Genomic DNA, 26143 nt, shown 5'->3' with positions numbered 1-26143 from the left:
CCCCTTGGCAGCACACCCGTGTCAGTTAAGGTAACACGGGCGTGTTAGCATGGGCGAGTGCCCAGACTCGTCGATCATGAGCAGCGGCGGACGGAGATCGGCGCGGCGGCCATCCGGGTGATCCTGCGCGAGGGCCTGGCCGGCGTGACCGTCCGCGGCGTCGCCGCCGAGGCCGGCTGGTCCACCGGGTCCCTGCGCCACTACTTCGCCAACCAGCACGAGCTGCAGTCCTACGTCGCGCGCGCCACCTCCGACGCCCTGCGCGCCCGCGTCCTGCCCCGCCTCATGCGCCCCCGCACGGTCGGCTCCGTGGTCGAGGGCATCATCTCGCTGACGGAGGAGCTGCTCCCGCTCGACGACGAGCGGCGCGAGGAATACGCGCTGTGGCAGGCCGTCATCGAGTGGGAACGCGACCACCCGCCGAAGGACGGCTCCCAGACCTGGAACGACCAGCGGGCCCTGCACCGCCAGTGCATCGCGCAGCTGCGCGGCCGGCCCGACCGCGACCCCGGCGCGGCGCTCCGCCCACACCCCGACCCGCAGGTCGAGCTGTGGGCGGCGGTGCTGCACACGTTCGTGGACGGGCTGGCCGCGCAGCTCGTCAACACCCCTGACCGGCTCTCCGGCGACGACGCCAGGCGGCTGCTGCGCGCCCTGCTGGAGGCCGTGCCGGGGTTCACCGATCCCGCGGCTCCGCCGGCGTGACCGTCCCGTCGCGCTCGCGGTACGTGCGTGACCAGCAGGGAGATGGGGTTCACGGTCACCAGGGACAGGGCCGATGGCGAGAACCGCTGGATCGAGATCCAGCCCTCAGGCGGCGGCACCCGCCTGACCCTCCTGAAGGCCGACCCGCAGTGGCCGGAGACACCTGCGGGGGCGGCCACCTTCGCCGACGACGAGGGCCACGAGTTCCACCGCGGCCGGCACTGATCGTCCAGGCCACGTCACCCCGCGAATCTGCGACCATTGATCTGGCGCTGGGCTGAGTGGAAGGTCCGGGATGCGGGAGCGAGGGAGGCCGTCCGGGGTTCTGCTCGCCGTGTCCGGCGTCAACGCACTGGTCGCCGCGTTCACCGGGTTGGTGGGCAACATCGTCACTGGCGAGAAGCTGCCGTTCGGCCTGGAGGCATTCAGGGGCTGGGCGCCCAACCTGCTGCTCGCGGGGCTGGCACTGGTCGTCGTCATGGCGTTGCTGCAGGCCATGGTCGGCGATCGGCAGCGGGACGAGGTGGGGGCGCCTGAGGAGGGCGATTCGCGGGCCTGGCTGTGGGCGGTGGCCGCGGCGGGCGCGCTCGCCGCGGGGCTGGTGGCGGCGCGGGCCGTGGGATGGGTGCCGGGGGAGTGGCAGGCCGCCTCGCTCGTGGGTGCGGCGGTGGCCGGCACCGCGACGGGCGGCATCGTCGGAGGCCGTTACGTATGGTGGCGCCGGCGGCTCAAGCCGCTGCCCGAGGCGCTGCGCGGCCTGCTCGAACGCCAGCGCCAGGAGGCGGCCTCGCGCCACCACTACGACTACGCGCTCGGCAGCGCACCGCCCCTGCTGGAGATCTACGTCGAGCAGCGTGCCGACCACCTGCCGACGGCCCCTCCCGTGGCCAGGGCGGGTGCGATGACGCTGGCCGAGATGCTCGCTGCCGGACGTCACGCGCTCGTCGTCGCCGACCCGGGCGTCGGGAAGTCCACGGCGGTGGCCAGGGTGCTCCAGGAGCAGGCCGCGTGGTGGTTGGCCGCCCGGCGTTCCGCCAGGCCGGAGCGCGCCCCGTACGGACCCTCCATACCGATCTCCCTGCCCGCGGACCTGCAGGGCCGCTCGACCCTCCCGGACGCGATGGCCGCGGAGTGCGGCGGCGGGCTCGACGCGCGTTGGTTCAGGACGCCGCCACCCGGGGCACGGTCGTGGCTGGTGCTGATCGACGGGCTCGATCAGATCCTCGTCACCCGCGAGCGGCGCGCCGTACTCGAACGCCTCGGCCAGTGGATCGCGCAGTCGCCCGACCACTACCGCTTCATGATCACGACGCGGCCGTTGCTCGGCAGCGAGGTCGGCCTGCTCGGCGCTCCCATCGACGGGTACGCGCTGCAGCGCTTCAGCGAGCAGGGCCTGCGCACCTTCGCGGAACGGTGGGCCGCCTACCGAGGCTCGCGCCACGTGCCGGGCATCGAACGGCCGATCACTGTCGAGACGTTCCTCACCAGCGTGGCGGCCTCCAAGCTGACGACCCTGGTCAGGACGCCGCTCATCGCCACGATCACCGCCCTGCTGCTGGAGTGGAGCCAGGAGACGGCGCTGCCGACCGGCCGCGCCGGGCTGTACGACACGTACGTCCAGCACCTGTTCGGGGCTCGCCGGCTGGACGAGGCGGTCTCGGGCACCGTGTTCACGGCGGACCAGGAGGGGGAGCGGGCCTGGACCTGGCTGCGCGAGAGTCTCAGGACGATCCTCGAGCACGTCGCCGACCATCACCTGTCTCCCGGCACGCCGCCGCTGGTCGAGTGCGCTGTGGAGTGCATCCTGGAGCGGGCGCCGACGGGCATGTTCTACGCCGTGCCCGGCTGGAAGGCGGCGCTGCCCCCGGTGCTCACCGCCACCAGCCTGGTCACGCTCCGCGACGGCGCTCTCGCCTTCATCCACCCGAGCTTCGCCGAATACCTCGCGGCCGGTCCCCGCGCCGGCTCCTTCGACCTCGAGACGTGGCTGGCCGACGCGCGCGGCCCCGACAGCCGGTCGCTGGCCCTGTTCGTGCTCGCCCGCCTGGCCGAACGCCGGCCCGGGACGGCCACCGCGGACTCGCTCGTAGAGCTGCTGCTCGAGCGCGGCGGCGCCGACGTCAACATCGCGGGCGCGGTCGTCGCCGACGGCATCGGCGTACGCCCGGAGCTGCGCCGCCGTGTGACCGGCGAGCTCTTCCAGCGGCTCAGGCAGGAGGACCAGACCACCGCAGAGGCGGTACGCGTCCTCGCCGACCTCACTACCGACTCCGACGTCATGGACCGGCTGGCGGCATTCGTCACCGACCAGGACAACCCGGACTGGGTGCGGGCGGACGTCGCCGAGGCGCTGTGCGGGGTCGCCCGCACGACCGGCGTACGGCTGCTGCGCCACGTGCTCGGCGCCACCGGCGACGCCGGCCTGCGCCACCGCATCCTGGTCCTGCTCATCGGCTACGGCGAGGCCACCGACGCCGAACGCGCCCGCGCCGCCGGCGACGCGCTCGTCTTCCCCGACGGCGACACCTCAGGAGACCGGGCCGGCGAATGGTACCGCCACGTCGCCGGCAGCCCGCATAGCCTGCCCCGCCACCGCCTGTACGCGCTCGTCATGCTCGCATACCGCCGCGAGCCCGGCTGGGAGGCGAGCCTGGTCGAGGCCATCGAGCACGCGGCGCTCACCCCGCAGGAACGCCTCGACGCGGCCCGCGCGGTCGCTCAGATCGGCGACGGCACGGACGAGCCGGAGATCGTGACCCGGCTGCGCGCGGCCGCCGCCGACGAGGAGCGGTCGTTGGACGTCAGGGTGCCACTGCTGGCCGCGCTGGCCACGGAGCAGGACGAACCGGCACGCCACCAACTCAACCGGGTCGCGGCCACCTTCGGCGCAGGGTTCAGGACCAGGTACCCGTTCGTGGCAGCCCTGCAGGAAGAGGTGGGCGCCCGCACGTCGGAGCGGGATCCGACAGCGGGGCTAGTACCCATGCGGCGTCTCCACGAGTTGCCCATCAGATCTCTCCGGATACCGGAGCCCAGCACGCACTTCTCCGGTCGCGAGACTCTCCTCGCGCTGATCGGAGAGCGCTTCGCGGGAGGTGCGTCCGCGCAGGTAGTGCATGGCTGGGGCGGCGCAGGCAAGACCGCGATAGCGATCGAGTACTGCTACCGCCACCGTGACGACTATGACGTCGTCTGGTGGGTGCCCGCCGACAAGCCTGAGCTCATGCCGGCGACCATTGCTGCTCTGGCGCCGGGGCTCGGGCTGCCGCCTGCGGAGGTCGTGGGCGTGGCAGGTGCCGCGGACGCCGTTCTCGGCGCGCTCCGCGACGGCACCCCATACCAGCGTTGGCTGGTGGTCTACGACAACGTCGGCGACCCGGAAGATCTGGAGGGCCTTGTCCCGGAAGGGCCGGGCCACGTGCTGGTGACGTCGCGGCGCAGCGACTGGGGGCCACGGTTCGAACCCATGGAGTGCGTCACCTTGGACCGGATGGCGAGCGTCGAGTTCCTCACCCGAGCGGTGGGTGCACGTCTTGACGCGGAGGAGGCCGACGAACTCGCAGAGGAACTCGGGGATCTTCCCCTCGCGTTGCGGCAGGCGGCGTCCCTTATGGCCACGACCGGTATGCGGGCGAGGGAATACCTGACGTTGCTGCGTGACGAGTCGGTCGCGCTCCATGGCCGGAACGTCTCTATCCCGGCGGCGGTGGGTGTCGTGTGGACGTTGTCCGTGGACGAACTCCGGCGGGACGATCCTGACGCGGTCGAACTCCTGCGCGTGCTGGCGTTCTTCGGGCCCGCACCCGTGCCGCGTGATCTCTTCTCCGCGCCTGCCGTCCGGCCAGTCGCCCTGCTGGAGAACCTGCGCGACAACCCGATCAGGCTGAGCCAGGCGGTGCGCGCGCTCCATCGTTACACGCTCATCAGGTCCGAGCCCGATTCCTGGACGCTCCACATGCATCCCTTCGTCCGGTCCATGACACGAGACCGGGTCCCGGAGGAGGAGCAGGAGCGCATCTGCGAGCAGGTGCGCCTGCTGATGGCGTCCTATGTCCGGGAAGATCCTTATGATCCCGCCACGTGGAAGAAGTACGCGAGCGTCGCCGGCCATCTCGAGGCGCTATCCGTGGAGGAGAGCACGGATGCCGATGTGCGGGATCTGGCTCTTCGTTGCGCGAACTACCTCTCCGCAGCCGGGGACTACGCAGATGCTCGATCGCTGGCTGAGCGACTTGTCGGGAAGTGGAGCGTCGTGTCCGGCCCGGCGGACCCGCACGTGATCCAGGCACGCCTCCTGCTGACCAACGCCATGCGAGGGGTTGGAGAGCGGCCGAGCGCGTACGAGCTCGACCTCGAGACGCTCACATCGTCGGGAGATCAGGAAGGCGAGCGACACCCCCTCATGCCACTGGCCGTCCGCGGCGTCGCTGCGGCGTTGCGCGCTCGCGGGGATTTCGGGGAAGCCAGGTCGATGGCCGGGAAAGCTCTGGAACAAGCCCGTGGAACGTACGGGAACGACCACCCGCTGACGGTGCTCCTCCGGTGCGACACGGCACTGAGCGTCTGTCTGACAGGTGCCTACGAGCACGCGCTGAGGCTCAGTGAGGAGACGTTCACCGCTGCGTCCCGATGGGACGGGCATGTAGGGCTGCGGATGAAGGCCTGGGAGGTGATGGCGTGCTGCCTCCGGTTGCACGGCCGCCCGCTGGAGGCCCGCGACGCGGCCGAGGAAGTCTTTCAGTACAGCACCGACGCGCTCGGCTTCGACCATCCGCGAACGTTGCGGGCCGGCCGGGAGTTCGCCGTCGGTTTACGGCAGGTGGGAGAGCTCGGCGATGCGGAGAACCTCGCCATAAGGGTGCATGCCGCGCACCTGCACAGGTACGGACCCCGCCATCCCGGGACTCTCGCCGCGCTCATCGCCCTCTCGAACTCGCGCAGATTCCAGAACGCCTTGGCGGAAGAGGTGGTGGCCGGTTACGCCGAGACGCTTGGGGCGGATCATCCGTTCCATTACGCCTCCATGGGGAACCTGGCCCTCCGGCATCGGGATTCGGACGATCACGCGGCGGCCATGAACCTGGACCGACGAGCCCTGGCCGGGCTCGATGCGCGGCTCGGCCGTGACCACCCGTACGCACTGGCGGTCGCCGTCAATCTGGCCTCCGACCTGGCCGGGTCCGGCGACACGGAGAGGGCGCTGCAGCTCGGCGCGGACACCGAGGCACGGTTGCTCCGCGTTCTCGGCCCGGCGCATCCGACTACGCTGGCCTGCGCGGCGAACCTGCGCCTCGACCGTTTGCGGACGGCCACGGCGGAGGAGCGTCAGGTCCTGCGCGATGAGACTTTCCGGTCGTATGCCGACGCTCTCGGCATCGATCACCCCGACGCTGACCGCGCGACCCGGAATGAACGTGTGGACGTGGAGTTCGACCCGCCCCCGCTCTGACTTTGGGGCCGAGGCAGGGAGCGCCCCGGCTGCTTCCCCACAGCCGGGGCGCTCCTTGCGGGGTGGGCAATCGATCCCTCTTGCCTTCTACCCACGTTGCCCTAATTCTATGCTTATGTCCGTTTTGTCTTGAGGGGGTGCGGACTGCTCGCGTGGATCCCGGGCAGGGGCTCAAGCATGAGCCAACAGGATGAAGCCGCCCCCATGCCCCCGGCTGTCGGCCAGGTGAACGGGGAGAGTGACACGATCGCCCAGCGGGCCGGTGTGGAGGTCAGGGAGACCCGCCGTCCCATCCCGGCCGAGCCGGTCGAACCTCCGCCCGATCCCGAGCAGAAGCTCGAAGAGGAGCGGCAGGAGGCGGCGGCTGACGACGCCGAGGAGCCCCGGGCCGACGCCGAGCCCACGGACTAGTCGTCCACGCCGGCCCTCAGGTCGTGAGCGCAGGAAGGGCTTGTGGTCGGGTAGGGTCGTCGCCCTGATCCGCGGAGAGGGGCGGCGTATGCGGGTGGCGATGGCCAGTGTCGGGAAGCGGGCCGGCCGTATCAACGAGGATTTCGTCGGGGTTCTGCCGGAGGCGGCGGTGCTGGTGGACGGGGCCGGCATCCCCGGTGGCGAGGTGACCTGTCGGCATGGTGTGGCCTGGTACGCCAGCCACCTGGGCGGCACCCTGCTCGGCCTGCTGCCGCAAGACCGCGACCTGGCCGACCTGCTCGCCGAGGCCATCACGCACGTCACCGACGACCACCGCGACACCTGCGCCGTCACCGACCCCATCAGCCCGTCGGCGGCGGTGGCCGTGCTGCGGCTGTCCGGTGATCGCGCCGATTACCTGGTCCTGGGCGACGCCACCATCGTGATCGACCGTTCAGAGGAGGGCGCGCCGGTCGTGGTCACCGACCGCAGGGAGGTGGTGATCAGCGGCAGGTACGAGCCCGCGCTGAAGGCCGCGGACCCGGGCTCGGACGAGTACCGTCGCATCCTGGGTGAGCTGCGCTCGCACCGGAACCGGCCGGGCGGCTTCTGGGTGGCGAAGGACGACCCCGGCGCGGCCCGCGAAGCGGTCACCGGCACCGTCCCCGGCCCGGCCTCCGCCGCCCTGCTCAGCAACGGCGCCTCCCGCATCGTGGACAGGTTCGGGCTCGCGGACTGGCCCGAGCTCATGACAGAGCTGGCGCGGAAAGGCCCTGCCGAGGTCATCCGCCGGGTCCGGGAGGCGGAGGAGCGTCAAGCGGTCCCACCGGACGACGCGACCATCGCCCACTGCACCTCCCTCACCCGGCCCGCCTGACCTTCGCCCACGTCACCACTGTGACCGTGGCCTCGTGCGTGCCTCAGGAACGGTGGTGGAGGATGCGAGTCACCTGATCCGCGTGGCGCCCGTGGACCGACCCGCCGCTAGCCGAGCAGGCCCTCGATCAGGTCGGCTGCGCGCTGGGTGCCTCCTTCCGCACGCGCTTCGGCCTTGAGCACGCGAAGGCGGTGGGCCACGTCCGCGTCCGTGACGAGGGTCTGGAGGGCGGCGCGCAACGCGTCGGGGGTGGCGGCTTCGGTGTCGAGGCGGCGGGCGACGCCCAGCTCCACCAGGCGGTCGGCGTTCATGAACTGTTCGGCGCCCTGCGGCACCGCGATCATCGGCACGCCGGCCGCCAGGCCCTCGCTGCTCCCGCCCATCCCGGCGTGCGTGACGAAGGCGTCCGCCTCCGCGAGGATCGCCCGCTGCGGCACCCAGGAGTGCACTTCGACGTTCGCGGGGATGGGGCCCAGCTCGCTCACCTCGGTGTGGCGGCCGATCTGCAGGACCACGTGCCAGCCGGGCAGGTCGCCGAAGGCGGCCAGGCAGGAGCGGTAGAACTCGGGGCGGTGGTTGTAGGCGGTGCCGAGGGAGATGAGCAGGACCCGTTCGGCATCGACCGGACGGGTCCAGCGGTCCTGGGCGGGTCCGTAGCAGGGGCCGACGAACGTCACCCGGTCGCCGTCCACCCGTTCGGCGTTCGGTTGCATGGCCCGCGGGATCAGGGCCAGCACGCGGTGGGGGAGGCCGGAGAAGGCGTCCACGTCGGTGGTGGTCGCCCCGCACTCGGCCAGCCACCGCCCGAACCGCTCCTGGTAGGCGTCGGCGCCCGGCAGCCGGCGCAGGTGCGCGGCGACGTCCTCCTCGTAGCCCTGCCAGGCGACGAAGGTCGGCGAGAGCTGCAGCAGGGGACGGCCCTGCGCCTCGGCGAGCGCGCGGGCGGCGTACGCGCCGACGTCGTACAGGTAGAGATCGGCGGGATCCCGGGAGTACGCCGCGCGCAGCTGCGGAAGCGTCTGGACGGCGTCGTCGAGGAAGAGGCTCGCGGCGGCGATGGGGTCGTCGGGCCAGGAGTTCCCGGCGAACGGCAGCACCGACGTGCACGGCACCAGCTCCGCCCCTGCCCCCTTGACCAGGTCGGCGCGGGCCCGGTCGGTGGCGTACGTCACCCGGTGCCCACGGGCCACCAGCTCACGGATGACCTCCAAGCCGGGCAGGACGTGGCTGACGATCGGGACGTTCACCATCGCGATGTGCGTCATGACGCGCTCGGGGAGGGTGCGGTGGCCTCGAGGTCGGCGACCGTGCCGGACATGATCGTGCGGACGTGCCGGGTGATGTGCTCGGCCGGCCAGTCCCACCACGCGACGGCCAGCAGCCGGGCGACGTCGCCGGCGTCGTAGCGGGTGCGGATGAGCCGCGCCGGGTTGCCGCCGACGATGCCGTAGTCGGGGACGTCGGAGGTGACCACGGAGCCGGCGCCGATGATCGCGCCGTGCCCGATCCGTACGCCGGGCAGCACCGTCGCCCCATGCCCGAACCACACGTCGTTGCCCACCACCGTGTCACCCCGGCCGGGCAGGCCGGTGAGCAGGTCGAAGTGGTCGGCCCACGAGCCGCCGAGGGTGGGGAAGGGAAAGGTGGAGGGGCCGTCCATGCGGTGGTTGGCGCCGTTCATGATGAACCGCGTCCCCGTGCCCAGCGCGCAGAACTTCCCGATGATCAGCTTTTCCGGCCCGTAGTGGTAGAGCACGTTGCGGGTCTCGAACGCGGTCGGGTCGTCCGGATCGTCATAGTACGAGTAAGCCCCCACCTCGATCAGCGGCGACGTGACCAGCGGCCTGAGCTGCACCACCCGCGGCTGCCCCGGCATGGGGTGCAGCACGTCGGGATCGGCAGGCACCAGGGAATTCATGGGTGTTCCTCGCAAACGGGAGCTCTTAATGCGACAGTTGCTACATTAAGATGCTGTCATGGCCCCGCCGGATCAGCAACCCGACACCCCTCGCCGCCGCCCGGGTGGCCGCACGAGCCGCATACGTACGCAGGTCATCGACGCCGTACGCGCCGAGCTGGCCGAACGCGGCTACGACGAGCTGACCATCGACGGCGTCGCGGCCCGCGCCGGCGTCCACCGCGCCACCGTCTACCGGCGCTGGCGCGACGTCGGCGGCCTGCTCGCCGACGTCTTCGCGGCGGCGGGCGACGACGACTGGCAGCCGCCGGACACCGGCTCGCTTGAGGGCGACCTGACCGCGCTCAACCAGGAGAGCCAGGACTCGATGACCGCGCAGCCGCCGCTCGTCATGGCCCTGTTCGCCGCCTCGTTCCGGTCGGAGGAGGCGGCGCGCGGGGTGCGGCGGCTCTGGGAGGACCGCTACACCCGCTGCGAGGCCATCGTCCGCCGGGCCGTCGGGCGCGGCGAGCTGCCGGAGGGCACGGACGCGCGCCGGCTGCTGGTCGCGGCGACCGCGCCGGTCTACCACCACCTGGTGCTCCTGCGTACGCCGCCCGACCCCGCCCTGCCCGCCGACGCCGCCAGGACCGCCGTGCTGGCCGCCCGCGCCGGCGCCTTCGTCACGAGGTGATGGGCACGGCGGCGTACGCCGGGATCGCGCCGGGGCAGGAGCCGGCGGCGACCGGGCACGGCCGTCCTGGGCGCGTATTCCGGCCATATCCCGCAGGTATACCGAGGCCCTTTACCGTGCTGCGTCAGGCCGGGTAATCGTCCGGCCGGAAAGCGTCATGCACGGTGAAGGAGAATCAGTGCGACCTCTCACGCGACTGCGCGTTGCCACGATGGGCGCGGGTCTCACCGCCACGCTCGGAGCCGGTCTGCTGGTGGCGCCCGCCGCGCATGCCGCGCCGCCCGACCACAGGATGGTCTACGTCAAGCGCGTCAAGCCGATCCAGACCGTGGCCACCACGGTCAGCATCAAGGACCACAAGGGCCGGAACTACCCGATCAAGGTGTCCGTCACCTTCCGCTACATCAACTCGAAGACCGCGCAGATGCGGACCATCGTGCTGCGCGAGAACGGCTTCCCCAAGGGCACCTGCATCTACCCGGACCTCGCCCTGACGACGTCGAGCTGGAAGGCGCTGCGCAACAAGCACGGCATCCTCTGCGACGGCGGGCACAAGGCGTACACCGTCATGAGGACCCTCAAGGTGCGCCAGGCCCGTAACCTCGGGCAGCTCTGGATCCGCACCCCGAACCCGCCCCACCCCGGCTGCTGTGGCGCGCGGACGTACGTGATCCAGTACAACATCGCGGCCAAGTGATACCGGACATCCGTCCAGAACCGCCTTGCACGACAAAGGAGAACAGGTGCGACCTCTCACGCGACTCCGCGTTTCCACGATCGGAGTGGCTCTCGTCGCCGGCCTCGGTGGCGGCCTGCTGGTGTCACCCGCCGCGCACGCCGCGCCCGACCAGAAGATCAGCTACGTCAAGCGCATCAAGGCGATCCAGTCCGTAATCACCACGGTCAGCATCAAGGATCACAGGGGCCGGAACTACCCGATCAAGGTGACCGCGACCTGGGCCTACAAGTCGTCCACGTCCGCGCAGCTGCGCAGCATCGTGATCCGCGAGGCCGGCTTCCCGAAGGGCGCCTGCATCTTCCCCGACCTCTTCGTGACGAGCGCGAACTGGGAGGCTCAGCGAGGGCGGTACGGCAAGATCTGCGACGGCGGCAAGAAGGCGTACTCGGTGATGAAAACCCTCAAGGTACGCAGGGGAAGCTTCGGCCAGCTGTGGATCCGCACGCCCAACCCGCCCCACCCCGGCTGCTGCGGCGCACGGCAGTACACCATCCAGTACAACCTCGCCAAGTGAGCGCCCCGGCCCGATAAGGGTTGGAGGACGGCGGCCCGGAGTCGCTAGCGTGCCCTCGTGACGCGAGCGCATGAGCGGTACGTGGACTCCGGGCCGGTACGGATATGGACGGAGCGCATCGGGAAACCTGACGATCCCGCGGTCGTGATGGTCATGGGGTCCGCCGCGCAGGGCGTCAGCTGCCCCGATGCGCTCGTCCACCGGCTGGTCGAGCGGGGCGCGCAGGTCATCAGGTACGACCATCGCGACACCGGCAGGTCCGGCCTCGTCGACTTCGACGCGCATCCGTACACGATCGGCGACCTGGCACGCGACTGCCTGGCCGTGCTGGACGGCTACGGGCTCGACGCGGCGCACGTGGCCGGCACGTCCCTGGGCGGCATGATCGCGCAGTGGCTGGGCGTGCACGCGCCGGACCGGGTCAGGTCGCTCACCATCATGTCCAGCTCGCCGATGGGGCACGACCCGGCGCCGGTGCGGGAGCGGGCGCCGGCGGGCGAGCCGGCCGACCCGGACGATCTGCCGCCGCCGTCCCCGGAGTTCCTCGCGCACATGGCGGCCGGGCTGCCGCCGGGCGTGGAGTCGGACGTGGCGCTGTTCCGGATGTTCAACGGGCCGGTCAGGCCGTTCGACGAGCAGGCCGCCCGGGCGATGCTGGAGCTGGCGCTGTCGCGGGCCACCGATCCCGGCGCGGCGGCCAACCACAACCGGGCCGTCTGGCGGGACGATCCCACCCTGAAGGCCCCCTTGTCGTCGATCACCGCCCCGACCTCGATCGTGCACGGCGACCGGGACCCGCTCTACCCGCTCGCGCACGCCGAGGCGCTGGCGGCGGCCATCCCCGGCGCGGTCCTGCACGTCGTGCCCGGCATGGGGCACGTCATGACGTCACCTGGCCTGCCCGAGGAGGTCGGCGACCTCGTCCGCCTGTGACCGTTCGAAGACGAGCTGGGTGCGGCGGACGGCGCGCACGCCGTACACCTGCGCGATCAGGTCGGGGGTGAGCACCTCGCCGGGCGGGCCGCCGGCGACGATGCGGCCGGCGTTCATCACATACAGGCGGTCGCAGAAGGCGGCGGCCTGGTTGAGGTCGTGCAGCACGGCCAGGGTGGCGAGGCCCAGCTCGCGTACCAGATGCAGGAGGTCGAGCTGGTGACGGATGTCGAGGTGGGCGGTGGGCTCGTCCAGCAGGAGCAGCCGCGTGTCCTGCGCGAGCGCCCGCGCCAGCAGCACGCGCTGCTTCTCGCCGCCTGACAGCGTCGCGAAGATCCGCCCGGAAGCCTCGCCCAGGCCGACGCGGTCGAGTGCGCGCCCGCACAGCTCCTCGTCCACAGAGGCATCCGCCCGGTACGGCGTGCGCCCCATCCGGACGATCTCCGCCACCGTGAAGTCCAGGTCGGCCGGTGTCTCCTGCGCCACGACGGCGGTCCTGCGCGCGGCCTCGCGGGCCGGCAGCCGGTGCACGTCGTCGCCGTTGACGGCGATCAGCCCTGCCGAGGGCCGCAGCGCCCGGTAGATCGAGCGCAGCAGCGTGGACTTGCCGCACCCGTTCGGCCCGACCAGTGCCACGAACTCGCCGTCGCCCACCTCCAGCGCGGCGTCGTGCACGATCGGCGTGCCCTCGACCGCGACGGACACCCCGTTCAGCGCCAGCCTCACGTGACGCTCACCTCCCGGTCCGCGGACCTGCGGCGCAGCAGCCACAGGAAGAACGGCACCCCGAACAGCGCCGTCACGATGCTGAGCGCCAGCTCCTGCGGCGCGTTGACGGTCCGCGCGGCCACGTCCACGAGTTGCAGGAACACCGCGCCGAGCAGCGCCGTCACGGGCAGCACCCGGCGGTGGTCGGCGCCGACCAGCAGCCGGGCGGCGTGCGGCACGATCAGGCCGACGAACGCGATCGCGCCGCTGGTCGCGACCAGCACCCCGACCAGCAGCGAGGTCAGCAGGAACAACGTCAGGCGGAACCGGCCGACGTTCACGCCGAGCGAGACGGCCGTCTCCTCGCCGGCGGCGAGCGCGTTCAGCGGGCGGTGCTGCATCAGCAGGTACGTCACCCCCGCCGCCAGCACCACGGCCGGCACCGGCAGCAGGTGCCAGCGGGCCCCGCCCAGACTGCCCATCAGCCAGAACAGCACCTGCTGCGCCGCCCGCCCGCTCTGCGCGAGCTGCAGCACGAAGGAGTAGGCCGACTGGAACAGGTACGCCAGCGCCACCCCGGCCAGCACCAGCCGCGACGGCGTGAGCCGCCCCGCCCGCTGCGCCAGCAGGTAGACCAGGCCCAGCGCGAGCAGCGAGCCGGCGAACGCGGCCGCCGACATCGACAGCCCGCCGAGCGCCGAGGCGCCCACGATGGCCACGAGCACCGCGCCGAACGACGCGCCCGACGAGATGCCGAGCAGGAACGGGTCGGCCAGCGGGTTGCGCACCAGCGCCTGGAGCACCGCGCCCACCACCGCCAGCCCGGCGCCGACGAGCAGTGCCAGCAGCGCGCGCGGCAGCCGGAACTCCCACACGATCTGCTCCTGCACCGGCGTCCACGTGCGCGGCACCAGCCCGGGGGCGAGCTTGTCGGCCACGATGCCCCACGCCTGCCCGAGCGCCACCGGCACCGCGCCGATGCTCACCGCCAGCCAGGTCGAGGCGACGACGGCGACCGCGAGCACGGTCACGAGCACGGCGAAGCGGCTGCTGTTCACTGGTCGAACGCGTCCGGGTGCAGGAACCTGGCGATGTCGGCGACGGCCAGGAGGTTGCGGTAGCCGGGGTGCTGCGCGGCGACCGGCAGCGCGAGATAGCGCTTGTCCCTGGCGGCCGGGCTGTTCCTGGCGATCGCGAACGCCTCCTCGGCCTTGACCGGCGAGGTCGGCATGTCCGCGCCGCGCAGCGTGGCGTAGTCGCTGACCAGCAGCGCCTCCGGCTGGGCCGCGCTGATCCGCTCGGCGCTGACCTCGGTGTAGTCGGCCTTGACGTCGGCCAGCACGTTCTCGCCGCCCGCCATGGTGATCATCTGGTTCGTGACGCCCGCGCCGCCGTACGCGTTGACCGGGCCCTTGCCGCCGTCCGTGGCGAGCACCTTGACCGGCGTACGGCCCGCGACCCGCTGCTTCACCTCCGCCAGCCGCGCCTGGAGCTCGCCGGCCAGCTTCTCGGCCCGGTCGGGGACGCCGAAGATCTTGCCGAGGTTGCGCAGGTCGGTGAAGGTGTCGTCGATGGTGAACCGCAGCACCTCCTCCGGGCTGCACCAGCCGCCCAGGATGTAGACGGGGCTGCCGGCCGCGTCCAGCTCCTCCACCGTGGCGTAGCCGCCGGCGGCGTCGAAGCTCGCCATCGCGTTGTCGAGGACGAAGTCCGCGCCCTGGGAGAGCATGACCTCCTTCTGCGGCAGCATGATCGTGCCGGAGATCTGCGGGATCCTGTCGTACTGCTCCTTCTGCCCTGGCAGGAAGGCGCTCTCGCCGAAGTACGTCCGCCCCGCGATCCGGTCGCCCAGGCCGAGCGCCAGCAGCGTCTCCAGGCTCGGGTGGTAGCCGGTGACCACCTTGGAGGGCGGGCGGTCGAAGGTCAGCTTGCGGCCGCAGTTGTCCACCGTGACGGGGAAGCCCGGCGCCGGGGGCTGCTCCTGCGCTTTCGGCGCGGGCTGAGAGCAGGCGGTCAGGGTCAGGGCCGCCACCAGGACGAGCAGTCTCCTCATGGGCCCCCATTCTGCACTTATTTCGCAACTGCCATCAAATCGCAACTAGGTGGCCGGTGATGTCCTGGCTGGTCGGCGCGAAGGTGGACATCCGGTCGGAGGCTCCCGGGCGGTGGCCAGTGGACGGGGGCGGACATAACGGTCTGGCTGGTCAATGTGGGGGGCCATAGGCATGCCTTCAGGAAGGTCCAACGGACCTCAAGTCCCTCACGGAGGCACTCGATGAATATGCGTTCACGGCGACGCCTGACGTACGCCGCTCTGGCCGGAGTCATCGCGCTCGGCGGTACCGGGCTCACCGTCGGCGTCGCGACGGCTCAGCTCGGCGACGACGACCCCGACCTGACGATGGTGGAGGAGGCGGCCGTCACCAAGGACTCCCTCCTGGCCACCGCCGACGACACCGACTCCGGCGCGTCCGCCGACTCCGCTGACTCCGACGAGGTCAGCGTCGCGGACGAAGGCGACGACGCCGAGGAGACGACGGAGACCGACGCCGATGCCGGCACCGACTCCGACTCCGACGCCGACGCCGACGCCGACGCCGATGCCGATGCCGACTCCGGCACCGGCGCCGACTCCGGGTCCGACGACGCCGAGGTCTCCGACGAGATCGACGACGCGGAGGAGACGGGCGCCTCGGAGAAGGCCGGGCAGACCATCGCCGAGGTCGAGTCGGACGAGGTCGAGGACACCGCCACCACCCAGACGGCCGACGACCCGACCCGCTGCCCCTTCACCGTGACGTACAAGGGCAGCGTCCGGCAGATGCTGATCAAGCGGGAAGGCGGGGTCAGGACGAAGGCGTACGACGCCGGTGAGCGGACCAGGAGCGGCAAGAGCCGCAACATCGTCACCATCGGCATCGGCTTCAACATGAGCCGCGGCGACGCCCGTACGATCATCAACCGCATCCTCAGCGAGACCAGCCCGCAGTCGAAGCAGGCCGACATCAAGTCGGGCAAGGCGTTCGACGACCTCAAGGCCGGGGTGACCGAGCTGACGGACGAGCAGGTGACGATGCTGTTCGAGGTCACGTACGAGGAGGCCAAGGACATGGTCACCCGGCGCGGCATCGAGAGCTTCGACAAGCTGCCCCGGGCCGTGCAGGCCGCGCTGATCGACGTGGCGTACATGCGGCCCGGCAACATCAACGACATCGCCGACGAGGTGAACGCGGCGACCCAGGCGGCCCTGGCGGAGAAGCAACCGCTGACCGAGGCCGACTACGAGGCCGCCGCCAAGCGGCTGGAGACGTTCGGAGCCATCGCCGCCAAGCGCGGCCAGGGCGGCAACAAGCTCCGCTTCTCGGAGGACGCGGCCATGCTCCGCAACAAGTGCTGAGCCCTCCGCGCTCATGACCGCACTCCTGCCGCACTCATGACCGGGGTCGTGCCCGGGCCTCCTCACCGGAGCCCGGGCACGGCCCTTTCTCATGCGCGGCGTTCCGGTCTCACGCGCGGCGTTCCGGCCCTCCGCAGGCGGGCTGAGGTGGGCGGTGCCCGGCCCCCGCGGGCCGGCTGAGCAGGGCGGACAAGGACAACCCCGGCGATGGCCAATGGATGCGGGCAATGGACATCATCCGCCCCTGGATGGTCATCACCGGGCCCCTTAAGCAGGAGTGGCAGGAAACTTCCGGACGCCACCCGGCGGCCCGGGGCGGCTCCCCGAAAGCCCGCTCCCGCCGCGTACCGGCGTCACCATGAGAGGGGAAACCACCGTGAAAGCACCTTCGAAGCTTCGTATCGCGGCGGCCGGCCTGGCGGTCGGCGGCGTGCTGGTCGGCAGCGGCCTGGCCGGCGGCACGGCGCACGCCCAGACGGCGGACCCGTTCGGGTTCGGCAGCCCCGGCGGCTCAGGCAGCTCGTTCGACTTCGGGCTCACCGCGCCGCAGCCGGCGCCGCCCGCGAGCAGTTCCTCAGGCTCGCTCGGCGACTTCCTGAAGGACCTGGGCAAGGACCTCGGCCGGCAGCTCGGCAACCGGGCGATCGACGAGCTCCTCAACCGCGACAAGAACAAGAACAACAACGGCAACAACGGCAACAACGGCAACAGCGGCCAGTCCGCGCCCAGCACCTCGACCGGGCAGAGCGGCCAGAGCGGGCAGTCCACCGACGCGGGCCTGGCCCAGCAGCTGCCCAGCACGACCGCCGCGGGCAAGCGTATCCCGGAGCAGGTCGAGCGGGTCCTCCGCGAGGCCGGCATCAACTTCGTGGACTGGCTGGTCAAGCGGCAGCCGGGACGGGACCGTAAGGGTTACGGCTCGTTCGGGCAGCCCGACCGCTACTTCAAGCCGGAGCTGCAGCGGCAGTCGTGCCGGGCGCCCGGCAACGTCCGTCTCTTCGGCACGACCGTCCGCAGCGGCCGGTTCGCGCCGCGGGCGTTCGTCGGCGGCGTCAACCTGGGCAGGACGCTCGTCGTCGGGCCCAACACGTTCCTGGCTCCGTCCGGCGACAAGCTGAAGAAGTTCAGCACGGTCAACTACGTGTTCCTGTCGAACAGGGGCGCCGAGGTGCTGCGCCCGCAGCCGCGGGTCGCCGGCAACACCGTCCTCGAGGACCGCGTCCGCTACTCGACCGGCTTTCTGAAGAGGGGCGTCACGTACAAGGTGATCGTCCGCTACGTCAACACCTGCAACGAGCCCGTCGTGGACGTGCTCGGCAAGATCAGGCGTCGATAGCCGGGTGATTTCGCGCGGCGGGTGGTCCTCGGAACGTGAGGGCCACCCGCCGGCATGTGGTCATCGTCATTTTCCGACGCCGAAGGGGACGTCCACGGGCCGCGTGACCGCGAATAGGGCCCGAAGTCACATCGCCGGGGGCCGCGATTCACATAGGTCAGGGGGCACGATGATGCACCAAGGCACCACCACCGCGCGGGGCAGGCGGGAACGGCCGGTCCCGCCCGGGCCGCTCCAGGAGTTCGCCCAGGGGCTGCGCGACCTGCGGGCGGCGGCGGGAAACCCGAGCTACCGCGCCATGGAGCGCAGGGCGGGCTACTCGTCGTCGGCACTCTCCGCCGCCGCCGCAGGCGACCGCCTGCCGAGCCTGGCCCTGACGCTGGCGTACGTGGGGGCGTGCGGCGGCGACCAGGACGCCTGGAGCGACAGATGGCACGACCTACGCGCCAACCAGGACAACGCCACACCCCAGGAAACCGAGGCTCCAGCAGCCGGCACCGATCGACCTGGAGGCGAGGCTTCCGCAGCCGGTATCGGCGAGCCTGAGGTCGGGGTTTCCGCGGCGGGCACCGACCGGCCTCAGGAGGGTGGTGCTTCCGCCGGGGGCGGGTCCGAGCTGTGGCGGGAGTCCTACCGGCGGCCCTGTCAGCGGCCGTACCAGCGGCCGTACCAGCGGCCGTACCAGCGGTTCGTCAAGCTGTCGGCGCTGCTCGTGGCGCTGGGCGTGACCGTGCTGGCCACGGCCGGTGCGTTCCGTCAGGACGTGCTGTTCCGTTTCCTGTCGGCGACTGGTGAGGCGGCGCAGGAGGGTCGGCAGACGGGCGAGGTCGGCCAGCCGGCTCAGCAGACGAACGAGATCGGGCAATCGGGCGGGGTCGGACCGGCAGCCGGGGTCGGACCGGCAGCTGGGGTCGGACAGGCGGGCGCGGTCGGACAGGCGGGTGGGGGCGCAGGGCAGATGGTGGAGCCGGGGCGGCGAAGTGTGCCTGGCTTCACCGCCGTTGCCGGGCCGAGCTGCCCGCGTGACACCACGAGGAGCGTTCGCATCGAGGCGTTGCCCGGCCGCGACGGCTGGAAGGACGCCGCATCCTCCGGCTGGCGGGGCGCCGGCTGCGGGGACGGCTTCCTGTTCTCGGAGCTGCGCGGCGATGAGCGGCACGGCGGCGAGCCGGCCGAGCCGGCGCGCCGGAACGTCTTCCAATGGCGCTTCACCACCGGCCTGCCGGGGCCGCGCCACTGCACGCTGTCCGTCTACGTGCCGAAGTCGGGGCTGGCCGGGCAGCGGGTCTGGTACACGGTGCGAGACGGCTTCGACGAGGAGGCGCGCACGGTGGGGGAGTTCACGCTCGACCAGCGCGTACGGCAGGGCCAGTGGGTGCCTGCGCCGGCGCCCCTGGTCATCACCGGCGGCCTGGTGATGGTCGAGATCGCCGATGACGGCCACGGCAACACCACCGGCAACCAGGCCATGGCGGCCGGCCCGGTCCGGCTCTCCTGCCCGTGACCACAGGGACCGACACGATCGTTGGGGGCACGATGACGAGGAACGACACCATCAGGACGCCGCGCGGCGGCCCGCGGGGACGGCACGCACGGCCGGTGGCGCCCGACCCGCTGCAGGAGTTCGCACGGGGCCTGCGCGAGCTGCGGGCGTCGGCGGGCGGAACGAGCCTGCGCTCCATGCGCCGCCGGACCGGCCACCCCGTGGCCGAGCTGTCCGCCGCCGCATCAGGCGACGCACTGCCCACCTTGAAGACGACGCTCGCGTACGTGACGGCATGCGGCGGCGACCGCGCCGAGTGGACGAGAAAATGGCACGTCCTCAACGCCCTCCTCCAGGTCGGCGACACCGACCGCGCCTACGAAACCGTCCACTACCCCCGCCCCACCCCGCACCACCGCCCCCCGCAGCCGCTGCCCGCCGTGGGAAACCCGGCCTCCGGGCCGGCCGTCGCTGAAGGCATGCCAGTGCCGCCGGCGGACGCCGGAGCGCGCTCGGCCGCTGAGCCGCCTCCTGCCAGGAAGCGCAGAATCCGGCCGTGGGTGGTGGTGGCTATCGTGGCGCAGTTGGCCGTGCCAGGGGCGTTGCTGGTCTATCAGCACCAGGCGTCCACGGCCGTGTCGGCGGCAGCGGGCAGGGACGTGGCGCCGGCCGCCGAGGCCGGCCGTGCATCCGAGAGCCGTGCATCCGAGAGCCGTGCATCCGAGGGGCGAGCGCCCGAGGGCCAGGCGTCCGAGGAGCGGGCGGCCGAGGGCCAGGCGTCCGAGGGCCAGGCGTCCGAGGGCCAGGCGTCCGAGGGGCGGGCGTCTGAGGGCCAGGCGGCCGAGGGGCGGTCGCCGGGGGGCCGGGCGTCGGAGAGTTCGTCGCCGGCGAGTGACAAGGCCCGGACGGTCAAGCCGGCCTTTCTGGCGGTCGCCGGGCCTTCCTGCCCGCGTGACGCCAGGAGGAGCGTCCGCATCGACGGTCTGCCGGGCCGGGACGGGTGGAAGGACGCCCGCGCCCCGGGCTACACCGGGGCGGGGTGCAGTGACGGGTTCCTGTTCTCTGAGCTGACGTACGACCCGGCGGCGCAGACGCACCCGCGCAACGTCTTCCAGTGGCGCTTCACCACCGGGCTGGACGGTCGGCATCAGTGCTTTGTGGGGGTCTCCATCCCGCAGACCGGGTTCGCGGGGCAGCGCGTCTGGTACACGGTGAAGGACGGTTTCGACCAGGATGCCCGTACGGTCGCGGAGTTCACCCTCGACCAGCGCATGCGGCGCGGCAAGTGGGTCGCCGCGCCGACCCCCGTCGTGATCGGCACGGGGCTGGCGATGGTGCAGATCACCGACACCGGCATGGGCAACACGACCGGCGACCAGGCCGTGGTGGCGGGCCCGGTCCGCCTCGCCTGCCGGTGATCGTCAGCGAGGGCGATGGGCCCGGATGTCGACGGGGCGGCCGTCGGGGTCGCGGGCCGTCATCGTCCACTGCGTCGGCAGGGTCTCGATCTCCCCGACGGGCTGCCCGGCCGTCAGGATCCGTTCGCGGAGGCCGGCCAGTCGCTCGTAGGTGGACACGCGCAGCCCCCAGCCCGCCCGGTTCAGCGGATCGAGGGAGGGGGCGGGCGCGGCGGCGGTCTCGACGATCATGAGATGGTCGGCCCCGCCCACGTCGAGGACCGCGACCCGCGGATCGGCGGCGGTGGCGGCCCGCTCGAACGCGAGCGTCGCTCCGAGCAGATCGGTGTAGTACGTCACGAGCCGGTCGAGGTCGGTCGTGGACAGCGTCAGATGGTTGATGCCAAGGAGATCGGTCATGATGCCCCGACCGTAGCCGAGCGTGAGAGCATCAGTCGCGGAGCAGGGGGAGGAGCCGGGTGCCCTGGCGTTCGATCTCCGGCAGGTACGGGGTGTCGGACAGCACGAAGTGGGTGATGCCGAGCTCCTGGTAGCGGCGCAGCGACTTGGCGACGTCCTGGGGCGAGCCGACCAGCCACGTGGTGCCGGCTCCGCCGCCGCCGTACCTGCCCGGCGCGGTGTAGAGGTTGTCGTCGAGCACGTCGCCCCGCGCGGTCAGGTCGAGCAGGCGCTGCTGGCCGACGGCGGGGTGCCGGTTGGGGTCGCGGAAGGTGCCGTCCTGCGACATCCTGGCGACCTTGGCCTCGGCGTCGGTCCACGCCTGTTCGGTGGTGTCGCGGACGAATGTGGTGATCCGCAGCCCGAACTCCAGCGGCGGCAGCTCGCGGCCGAGCCGGGCGCTGAGGGTCTTGAGCCGGTCGATGCGCTCGGCGACCCCGTCGAGCGGCTCGCCCCAGAAGAGCTGGACGTCGGCGTCCGTGGCCGCCACCCGCTCGGCGGCCTCGGACGCGCCGCCGAAGTAGAGCCTCGGGTGACGGCGCCCGTCCTTGGCGACGGGGCGCGGCTCCACGGTCGAGCCGGTGACCTGGAAGTGCTCGCCGTGGAAGGTGACGTCCTCCTCGGTCCAGAGCCGCCGCACGATCCGCAGGAACTCCTTGGTACGCGCGTAGCGGTGCGCCTGGTCGCCCTCGCTGTCGCCGTACGCGGCCAGGTCGTCCTTGCCCGAGACGACGTTGACGAGCACGCGCCCGCCGGTCAGGTGGTCCAGGGTGGCGGCGGCGGAGGCGAACTTGGCGGGATGCCAGTAGCCGGGCCGTGCGGCGATGAGCGGCTGGAACGTCGTCGTGCGGGCGGCGAGCGCGGCGGCGACGGTGAAGGTGTCGGGCCGCCCCCAGCCGGTGCCGATGAGCGCGCCCGCCCAGCCGTGTTCCTCCAGGGCCAGGGCGTGGCCGGTGAGGGTCTCCAGGCTGTTGTGGCCGGCCACGACGTCGTCGCCGCGGTGTCCTGGGTCGTTCTGGTTGGGGATGTACCAGAGGAACTCGAGGCTCATCGATGCGTCTCCATATTCCTAGTATCTGGATAGGAAAAGCATAAAATGCGAGTACGCCGCTACGGAAGCGTCTGACGAGAAAGTCCTCAGGGCACCCAGAGCCGGGCGGGCACCATCGTCTCCCGGTGCTTCCCGTCCTGATCCGGCTCGACCAGCCAGGCCTTGCGATCGGGCAGCACGGCCAGCGCCTCATGGAAGCGGGTGCCCACGTAGTGCAGGGCGACGCCGTCCTCGGTGGCGTACCCGGCGGGCAGCTCGCCCGCCCCCACGGCCCGGCGGAAGCTCGTCCGCCTGGGCTGGTCGCCGAGGTCGTCGTGCACGCCGTTGGAGAACGGCAGGAACCCCAGCCCGTCGGCCACCACGTCGAGCCGGTCACCGAAGGAGTCGGTCACCCCGCCGAGATGCCAGCACAGGCTGCCCGCGCTCTGCCCGGCCAGCACCACCCCCGACTCCCAGCACTCCCGCAGGATCGGCTCCAGCCGGTGCGCGCGCCAGACCGCCAGCAGGTTGACCACGCTGCCGCCGGCCACGAAGATCACGTCCTGGGCGAGCAGGTGGGCGCGCACGTCGGGCACGTTCGGCTGCGTGAACAGCGTGAGGTGCGACAGCTCGGCGTCGCCGAACGCGGCGGCCCGCTCGTACCAGCCCTGGATGTGCTCGCGCGAGTCGCCGGTCGCGGTGGCGACGAGGCAGACGCGCGGCCTGCGGACGTCCGCGAGCCGCATCGCCTGCCAGATCTGGGCGCCGGGGTGGCGGTAGCCGGCGGGCGGGAACAGGACGCCGGAGCAGGCGAGGATCTGCGGTTGTCTGATCATGGGCACCCATGCTCCGCCCGCCGGGGACGGGGCCGCAAGCGCTCAGGCGGGGTCGCCCTCGGCCTGCCGTACGGGCGCCGCGGGCCGGTGCATGGGGGTGAGCGCGGGGACGAGCACGAAACCGCTGGACAGCCGGGCCGGCAAGCGCCGCAGCGAGATGCTCAGATCCTGGCGCGGCACGTCGTAGTCCAGCCGGGCCAGGCGCGGAGTGAGCGTGCGCAGCAGCGCCACGGTGAGCGTCTCACCGGGACAGCGGTGCCCGCTCGCCGGGTCGCCGCCGCCCTGGGGGATCAGGTCGTACGGGCCGGGCTCGGTACCGAGGAATCGCCTGGGGTCGAACGTGTACGGATCCCGCCAGAACCGGGGATCGTGGTGCTGGCCGTACACGTCGAGCAGCACCAGCGACCCCGCCGGGATGTGCTCGCCCCGCCAGTCGAGCTCGCGCGCCGCCCGCCCGCCCAGCAGCGGCGCGAACGGGTAGAACCGCCGCAGCTCATGCGCGAACGCCTCGGCGAACTCCGCGTCGCCGCTCGCCAGCCGCGCCCGGTGCTCGGGCCAGCGGTGCAGCGCGTGCGCCGCGTACGCGACGAACCACGACACCGCCACGGTCGGCCGCAGCACGTTGAGCAGCTCCACCGCCGCCACGCGCGGGTGGAGCGGCCGGCCACCTGCGTCGCGGTGCACGGCCACCACCTCGGCCGCCGAGTCGGGCGGCGCGTCCTCGCTGCCGTCACGCAGGTCCCGGACGAACCGCTCCAGCCACGCCTCGCGCCGCCGCCTGGCCTGCCGCGCCCGCCAGTGGCGCGGCCCGGACGAGCCCAGCCCGTCCACCATCGTCACCAGGTCGGCGGCCAGCTCGGGCAGGTCGCCGTCGTCCACGGCCACCCCGGCCCAGTCGCACACCGCCCTGGTGATCACCTCGGCCGTCTCGTCGAACAGCACCACCCGCCGCCCCTCCCACGAGGCGACGGCGAGATCCCACTCCGTGGTGACGTGCGCGACGAGCGCGGCCACGGCGGGCGCGCTGAACAGCGACGTGAACATCGCCTTGCGCACCCGGTGGGCGGCCCCGTCGAGGCCGTGCACCGAGCCGTGGCCGAACAGCGTGCTCTTGATCGGCCCGGGAAGCGCCGTGCGCCGCTCCACGTTGCGCTCGTCGTAGAAGAAGCGGGCGGCGTCGGGCCCGCACAACCCGGTGGCCCGGCGGCCGAGCAGCCGCGTGTGCACCACGTCACCTGCCGCCCGCCTGCGGAGGCCGGGGAGCCAGGCGTAGCCCTTGAGCAACAGCATCGAGGTCTGGTCGACAACAGGCATGCGCCGTGCCTGCCCCGCGCGGCGGCCCGCAAACGGCTCAGCCGTCCACGGTCTCGGCGAGCGATCGGGGCCGCAGGTCGGTCCAGTGGGTCTCGATGTACTCCAGGCAGGCCGCGCGGGTCGTCTCGGGCAGCACGACCGTCCACCCGGCGGGCACCGCGGCGAACGACGGCCACAGCGAGTGCTGGTTCTCGGGGTTGACCAGGACCAGGAAACGGCCGTCCGCGTCGTCGAAGGGGTTGGTCATCGTCGATCCTCTCTATGCCGGTCACCTGGCGACGGCCAGGCGGTAGGTCTCGTCGCGGGTCAGCAGGTCACGGTGGGCGCCCTCGGCGGCGACGCTGCCGCCGTCCAGCACGAGGACGCGGTCGGCGGCGTCCAGCAGGGCCGGGCTGCCGGTGATCACGATCGTGGTGCGGCCGTGGCGCAGCGTGGCCAGGTTGCGGGCGATGAGCTGCTCGGTGACCGCGTCCACGGCCGTGGTCGGGTCGTGCAGCACGAGGACGGCGGGGTCGGCGGCGAGCGCGCGGGCCAGCGACAGGCGCTGGCGCTGGCCGCCCGACAGGTTCGCGCCGCGGTCGCGTACGGGATGGTCGAGCCCCTCGGGGTGCAGGGCGACGACGTCGGTCAGCATCGACGCCTCGACCGCCGCCGCCAGGTCGTGTCCCGTGCCCGCCGGGTCGATGTTGCTGCGCAGGGTGCCCGCGAAGATCTCCGCGTCGTACGGGTTCACCAGCAGGTGCTCGCGGATCCCGTCGATCGACAGCTCCCGCGTGTCCCGGCCGCCGATCCGCACGACGCCCTCGTAGGAGTGGGGCGGCACCCGCGCCGCCAGGATCGCGACGAGGTCGGCCGCCGCGCGCTGGTCGTAGGCGGCGATCGCCACGAACGCGCCCGCCGGCACGTGGAACTTCAGCCCGTCGAGCGCCCCGTGACGGACGCCGTCCACCTCCAGCTCGCCGGCGCCGGGCGGCAGGCCGGAGCCCGGCGTCAGCACCGGCGGCGCGGCCAGCACCAGCGCCATCCGGTCGGCCGAGGCCCGCGCGACCATCACGTACTTCGGCATCTCGGAGAACAGCTTGAGCGGCTCCATGATGAACTGCGCCAGCCCCACCGCCATCACCAGCTCCCCGATGGTGATGTCGCCGGCGAGCGCCAGCCAGCCGGCCGTCAGCGTGACGGCGGCGGCGAGGAGCGTGTTGAGCGCGAGCGCGGTGCCGGCGTACGCGCCATTGGCCCTCGCGACCGTGACCGCCTGGTCGCGCGCCCGCGCGCTGACCTGCCTGTACGACAGGAACGCCGCGTGCCCGCCCCCGAACCCGTGCAGCGGGCGCAGGCCGCTGATCAGGTCGGCGACCTTCGCGCCCGCCCGCGCCACCCTGGCCTGCTGCTCCCGGGTGCCCGAGCCGATGCGGCGGGACAGCACGCTGAGCGCCGACAGGATCGCGACCGTGCCGACGACCACCAGCAGGCCGAGCGGCAGGCTGGCCAGGCCGAGCGCGACCGAGGCGACCACCACCGCGACCAGCGAGCTGATCAGCAGCGGCACCACCTCGATGATGTCGGCGGTCTGGTCGGCGTCCTCGGTGGCGATGGTCAGCACCTCGCCGGACTTGAGGTCGGTGTCCCTGGCGACCGGCTGGAGCGCGCAGGAGGCGACCCTGACCCGCCACCGGTGCGCCTCGGTCGTGTTGGCCTTCTGCAGGATGCGCATGCCGAACCGCCACGACAGCGACACCGTCGTGATGATCACCGCCAGCGCGGCGATCGACAGCGCCAGCGAGTCGAGGCCGCGCTCCTGCAGCGTGTGCTCGACGATCAGGCCGAGCGCGATGGGAAAGGCGGTCTCGGCCGCCTGGTACATCCCCATGAGCAGGGTGCCGGCGGCCATCGCGCCGGCGTTGCGGCGCAGCGCGGCGCGCAGCACGTCGGAGCCCGTACGGACCGGGCGCTGGTCGTTCACG

24 protein-coding genes are annotated in these 26143 nt (G+C 72.2%); 13 read left to right on the top strand and 11 right to left on the bottom strand.

Translation table 11 applies throughout. The features are described 5' to 3' along the window. Positions 1 to 57: 57 nt before the first annotated feature. The 5 genes from AB0K28_RS42250 (at position 58) to AB0K28_RS42230 (ending at position 7442) form a co-directional block, all read left to right on the top strand. Positions 58 to 705: a TetR family transcriptional regulator C-terminal domain-containing protein gene (locus tag AB0K28_RS42250; RefSeq protein WP_364381624.1), complete on the top strand. Its 648-nt coding sequence runs from the start codon at positions 58 to 60 to the stop codon at positions 703 to 705. Between the two features lie 27 nt (positions 706 to 732). After that, positions 733 to 930 carry a hypothetical protein gene (locus AB0K28_RS42245; protein WP_364381621.1) on the top strand — a complete coding sequence of 66 codons (198 nt, stop codon included), beginning with the start codon at positions 733 to 735 and terminating at the stop codon, positions 928 to 930. A gap of 70 nt (positions 931 to 1000) precedes the next feature. After that, the gene (fxsT, locus tag AB0K28_RS42240; protein WP_364381618.1) at positions 1001 to 6154 is read left to right on the top strand and encodes an FxSxx-COOH system tetratricopeptide repeat protein; all 5154 of its coding nucleotides are present in this window, start codon (positions 1001 to 1003) and stop codon (positions 6152 to 6154) included. Positions 6155 to 6331: 177 nt separating this feature from the next. Beyond that, positions 6332 to 6565, top strand: a complete 234-nt coding sequence (locus AB0K28_RS42235; protein ID WP_364381615.1) for a hypothetical protein — start codon at positions 6332 to 6334, stop codon at positions 6563 to 6565. A 100-nt stretch (positions 6566 to 6665) separates the two neighbouring features. Continuing rightward, positions 6666 to 7442, top strand: coding sequence for an integrase (locus tag AB0K28_RS42230; protein WP_364381612.1), 777 nt, complete (start codon positions 6666 to 6668; stop codon positions 7440 to 7442). Positions 7443 to 7549: 107 nt separating this feature from the next. Here AB0K28_RS42230 and AB0K28_RS42225 read toward each other — a convergent pair whose 3' ends face one another. After that, complete coding sequence (locus AB0K28_RS42225; protein ID WP_364381609.1) at positions 7550 to 8707, bottom strand: macrolide family glycosyltransferase; 1158 nt, start codon at positions 8705 to 8707, stop codon at positions 7550 to 7552. Then, on the bottom strand, positions 8704 to 9360 hold the full coding sequence (locus AB0K28_RS42220) for a CatB-related O-acetyltransferase (protein ID WP_364381606.1): 657 nt from the start codon (positions 9358 to 9360) through the stop codon (positions 8704 to 8706). The genes AB0K28_RS42225 and AB0K28_RS42220 overlap by 4 nt, the downstream gene beginning before the upstream one ends. 58 nt (positions 9361 to 9418) lie before the next feature. Between AB0K28_RS42220 and AB0K28_RS42215 the strand changes: the two genes are divergently transcribed. From AB0K28_RS42215 to AB0K28_RS42200, 4 genes are all read left to right on the top strand, one after another. Continuing rightward, positions 9419 to 10033, top strand: coding sequence for a TetR/AcrR family transcriptional regulator (locus AB0K28_RS42215; RefSeq protein WP_364381603.1), 615 nt, complete (start codon positions 9419 to 9421; stop codon positions 10031 to 10033). 178 nt (positions 10034 to 10211) lie between these two features. Further along, positions 10212 to 10730 carry a hypothetical protein gene (locus AB0K28_RS42210; protein WP_364381600.1) on the top strand — a complete coding sequence of 173 codons (519 nt, stop codon included), beginning with the start codon at positions 10212 to 10214 and terminating at the stop codon, positions 10728 to 10730. Positions 10731 to 10776: 46 nt separating this feature from the next. Further along, positions 10777 to 11286 carry a hypothetical protein gene (locus tag AB0K28_RS42205; RefSeq protein ID WP_364381597.1) on the top strand — a complete coding sequence of 170 codons (510 nt, stop codon included), beginning with the start codon at positions 10777 to 10779 and terminating at the stop codon, positions 11284 to 11286. 57 nt (positions 11287 to 11343) lie between these two features. Beyond that, on the top strand, positions 11344 to 12219 hold the full coding sequence (locus tag AB0K28_RS42200) for an alpha/beta fold hydrolase (RefSeq protein WP_364381594.1): 876 nt from the start codon (positions 11344 to 11346) through the stop codon (positions 12217 to 12219). Here the strand turns inward: AB0K28_RS42200 and AB0K28_RS42195 are convergent. From AB0K28_RS42195 to AB0K28_RS42185, 3 genes are read right to left on the bottom strand one after another with little or no spacing between them, the layout of a single operon-like run. Beyond that, on the bottom strand, positions 12175 to 12945 hold the full coding sequence (locus tag AB0K28_RS42195; RefSeq protein WP_364381591.1) for an ABC transporter ATP-binding protein: 771 nt from the start codon (positions 12943 to 12945) through the stop codon (positions 12175 to 12177). The genes AB0K28_RS42200 and AB0K28_RS42195 overlap by 45 nt on opposite strands. Continuing rightward, positions 12942 to 13985 carry an iron ABC transporter permease gene (locus AB0K28_RS42190; protein ID WP_364381588.1) on the bottom strand — a complete coding sequence of 348 codons (1044 nt, stop codon included), beginning with the start codon at positions 13983 to 13985 and terminating at the stop codon, positions 12942 to 12944. Before AB0K28_RS42190 ends, AB0K28_RS42195 begins: the two co-directional genes overlap by 4 nt. Continuing rightward, on the bottom strand, positions 13982 to 14980 hold the full coding sequence (locus AB0K28_RS42185) for an ABC transporter substrate-binding protein (RefSeq protein ID WP_345404674.1): 999 nt from the start codon (positions 14978 to 14980) through the stop codon (positions 13982 to 13984). The genes AB0K28_RS42190 and AB0K28_RS42185 overlap by 4 nt, the downstream gene beginning before the upstream one ends. 222 nt (positions 14981 to 15202) lie before the next feature. Here AB0K28_RS42185 and AB0K28_RS42180 point away from each other — a divergent pair, with 222 nt between their 5' ends. The 4 genes from AB0K28_RS42180 to AB0K28_RS42165 all read left to right on the top strand — a co-directional run bounded on the left by AB0K28_RS42180 (position 15203) and on the right by AB0K28_RS42165 (position 20561). After that, positions 15203 to 16324, top strand: coding sequence for a hypothetical protein (locus AB0K28_RS42180; RefSeq protein WP_364381584.1), 1122 nt, complete (start codon positions 15203 to 15205; stop codon positions 16322 to 16324). A gap of 376 nt (positions 16325 to 16700) precedes the next feature. Continuing rightward, positions 16701 to 17660 (top strand): hypothetical protein, encoded by a 960-nt coding sequence (locus AB0K28_RS42175; protein WP_364381581.1) that lies wholly within the window; start codon positions 16701 to 16703, stop codon positions 17658 to 17660. Between the two features lie 169 nt (positions 17661 to 17829). Continuing rightward, entirely contained in the window at positions 17830 to 19164 is a 1335-nt protein-coding gene (locus tag AB0K28_RS42170; RefSeq protein ID WP_364381578.1) for a hypothetical protein, read from the top strand. A 32-nt stretch (positions 19165 to 19196) separates the two neighbouring features. Then, positions 19197 to 20561 (top strand): hypothetical protein, encoded by a 1365-nt coding sequence (locus AB0K28_RS42165; RefSeq protein WP_364381575.1) that lies wholly within the window; start codon positions 19197 to 19199, stop codon positions 20559 to 20561. A 3-nt stretch (positions 20562 to 20564) separates the two neighbouring features. On the opposite strand, the gene AB0K28_RS42160 is transcribed toward AB0K28_RS42165, so the two are convergent. The 6 genes from AB0K28_RS42160 to AB0K28_RS42135 form a co-directional block, all read right to left on the bottom strand. Continuing rightward, positions 20565 to 20960 carry a VOC family protein gene (locus AB0K28_RS42160; protein WP_364381572.1) on the bottom strand — a complete coding sequence of 132 codons (396 nt, stop codon included), beginning with the start codon at positions 20958 to 20960 and terminating at the stop codon, positions 20565 to 20567. A 31-nt stretch (positions 20961 to 20991) separates the two neighbouring features. Then, positions 20992 to 22050, bottom strand: coding sequence for an LLM class flavin-dependent oxidoreductase (locus AB0K28_RS42155; RefSeq protein ID WP_364381569.1), 1059 nt, complete (start codon positions 22048 to 22050; stop codon positions 20992 to 20994). An 86-nt stretch (positions 22051 to 22136) separates the two neighbouring features. Beyond that, entirely contained in the window at positions 22137 to 22865 is a 729-nt protein-coding gene (locus AB0K28_RS42150) for a peptidase E (RefSeq protein ID WP_364381566.1), read from the bottom strand. Positions 22866 to 22907: 42 nt separating this feature from the next. Further along, entirely contained in the window at positions 22908 to 24179 is a 1272-nt protein-coding gene (locus AB0K28_RS42145; RefSeq protein WP_364381563.1) for a cytochrome P450, read from the bottom strand. 37 nt (positions 24180 to 24216) lie between these two features. Beyond that, positions 24217 to 24426 carry an MbtH family protein gene (locus AB0K28_RS42140; protein ID WP_345404707.1) on the bottom strand — a complete coding sequence of 70 codons (210 nt, stop codon included), beginning with the start codon at positions 24424 to 24426 and terminating at the stop codon, positions 24217 to 24219. A gap of 21 nt (positions 24427 to 24447) precedes the next feature. Continuing rightward, the gene (locus AB0K28_RS42135; RefSeq protein WP_364381560.1) at positions 24448 to 26142 is read right to left on the bottom strand and encodes an ABC transporter ATP-binding protein; all 1695 of its coding nucleotides are present in this window, start codon (positions 26140 to 26142) and stop codon (positions 24448 to 24450) included. Position 26143 lies beyond the last annotated feature (1 nt).

The sequence above is a fragment of the Nonomuraea sp. NPDC049504 genome, assembly GCF_040676845.1.
Lineage (GTDB): Bacteria > Actinomycetota > Actinomycetes > Streptosporangiales > Streptosporangiaceae > Nonomuraea > Nonomuraea salmonea.
Note: the sequence above shows the minus strand (reverse complement) of the source record. Positions and strands in the feature narration are given on the sequence as shown.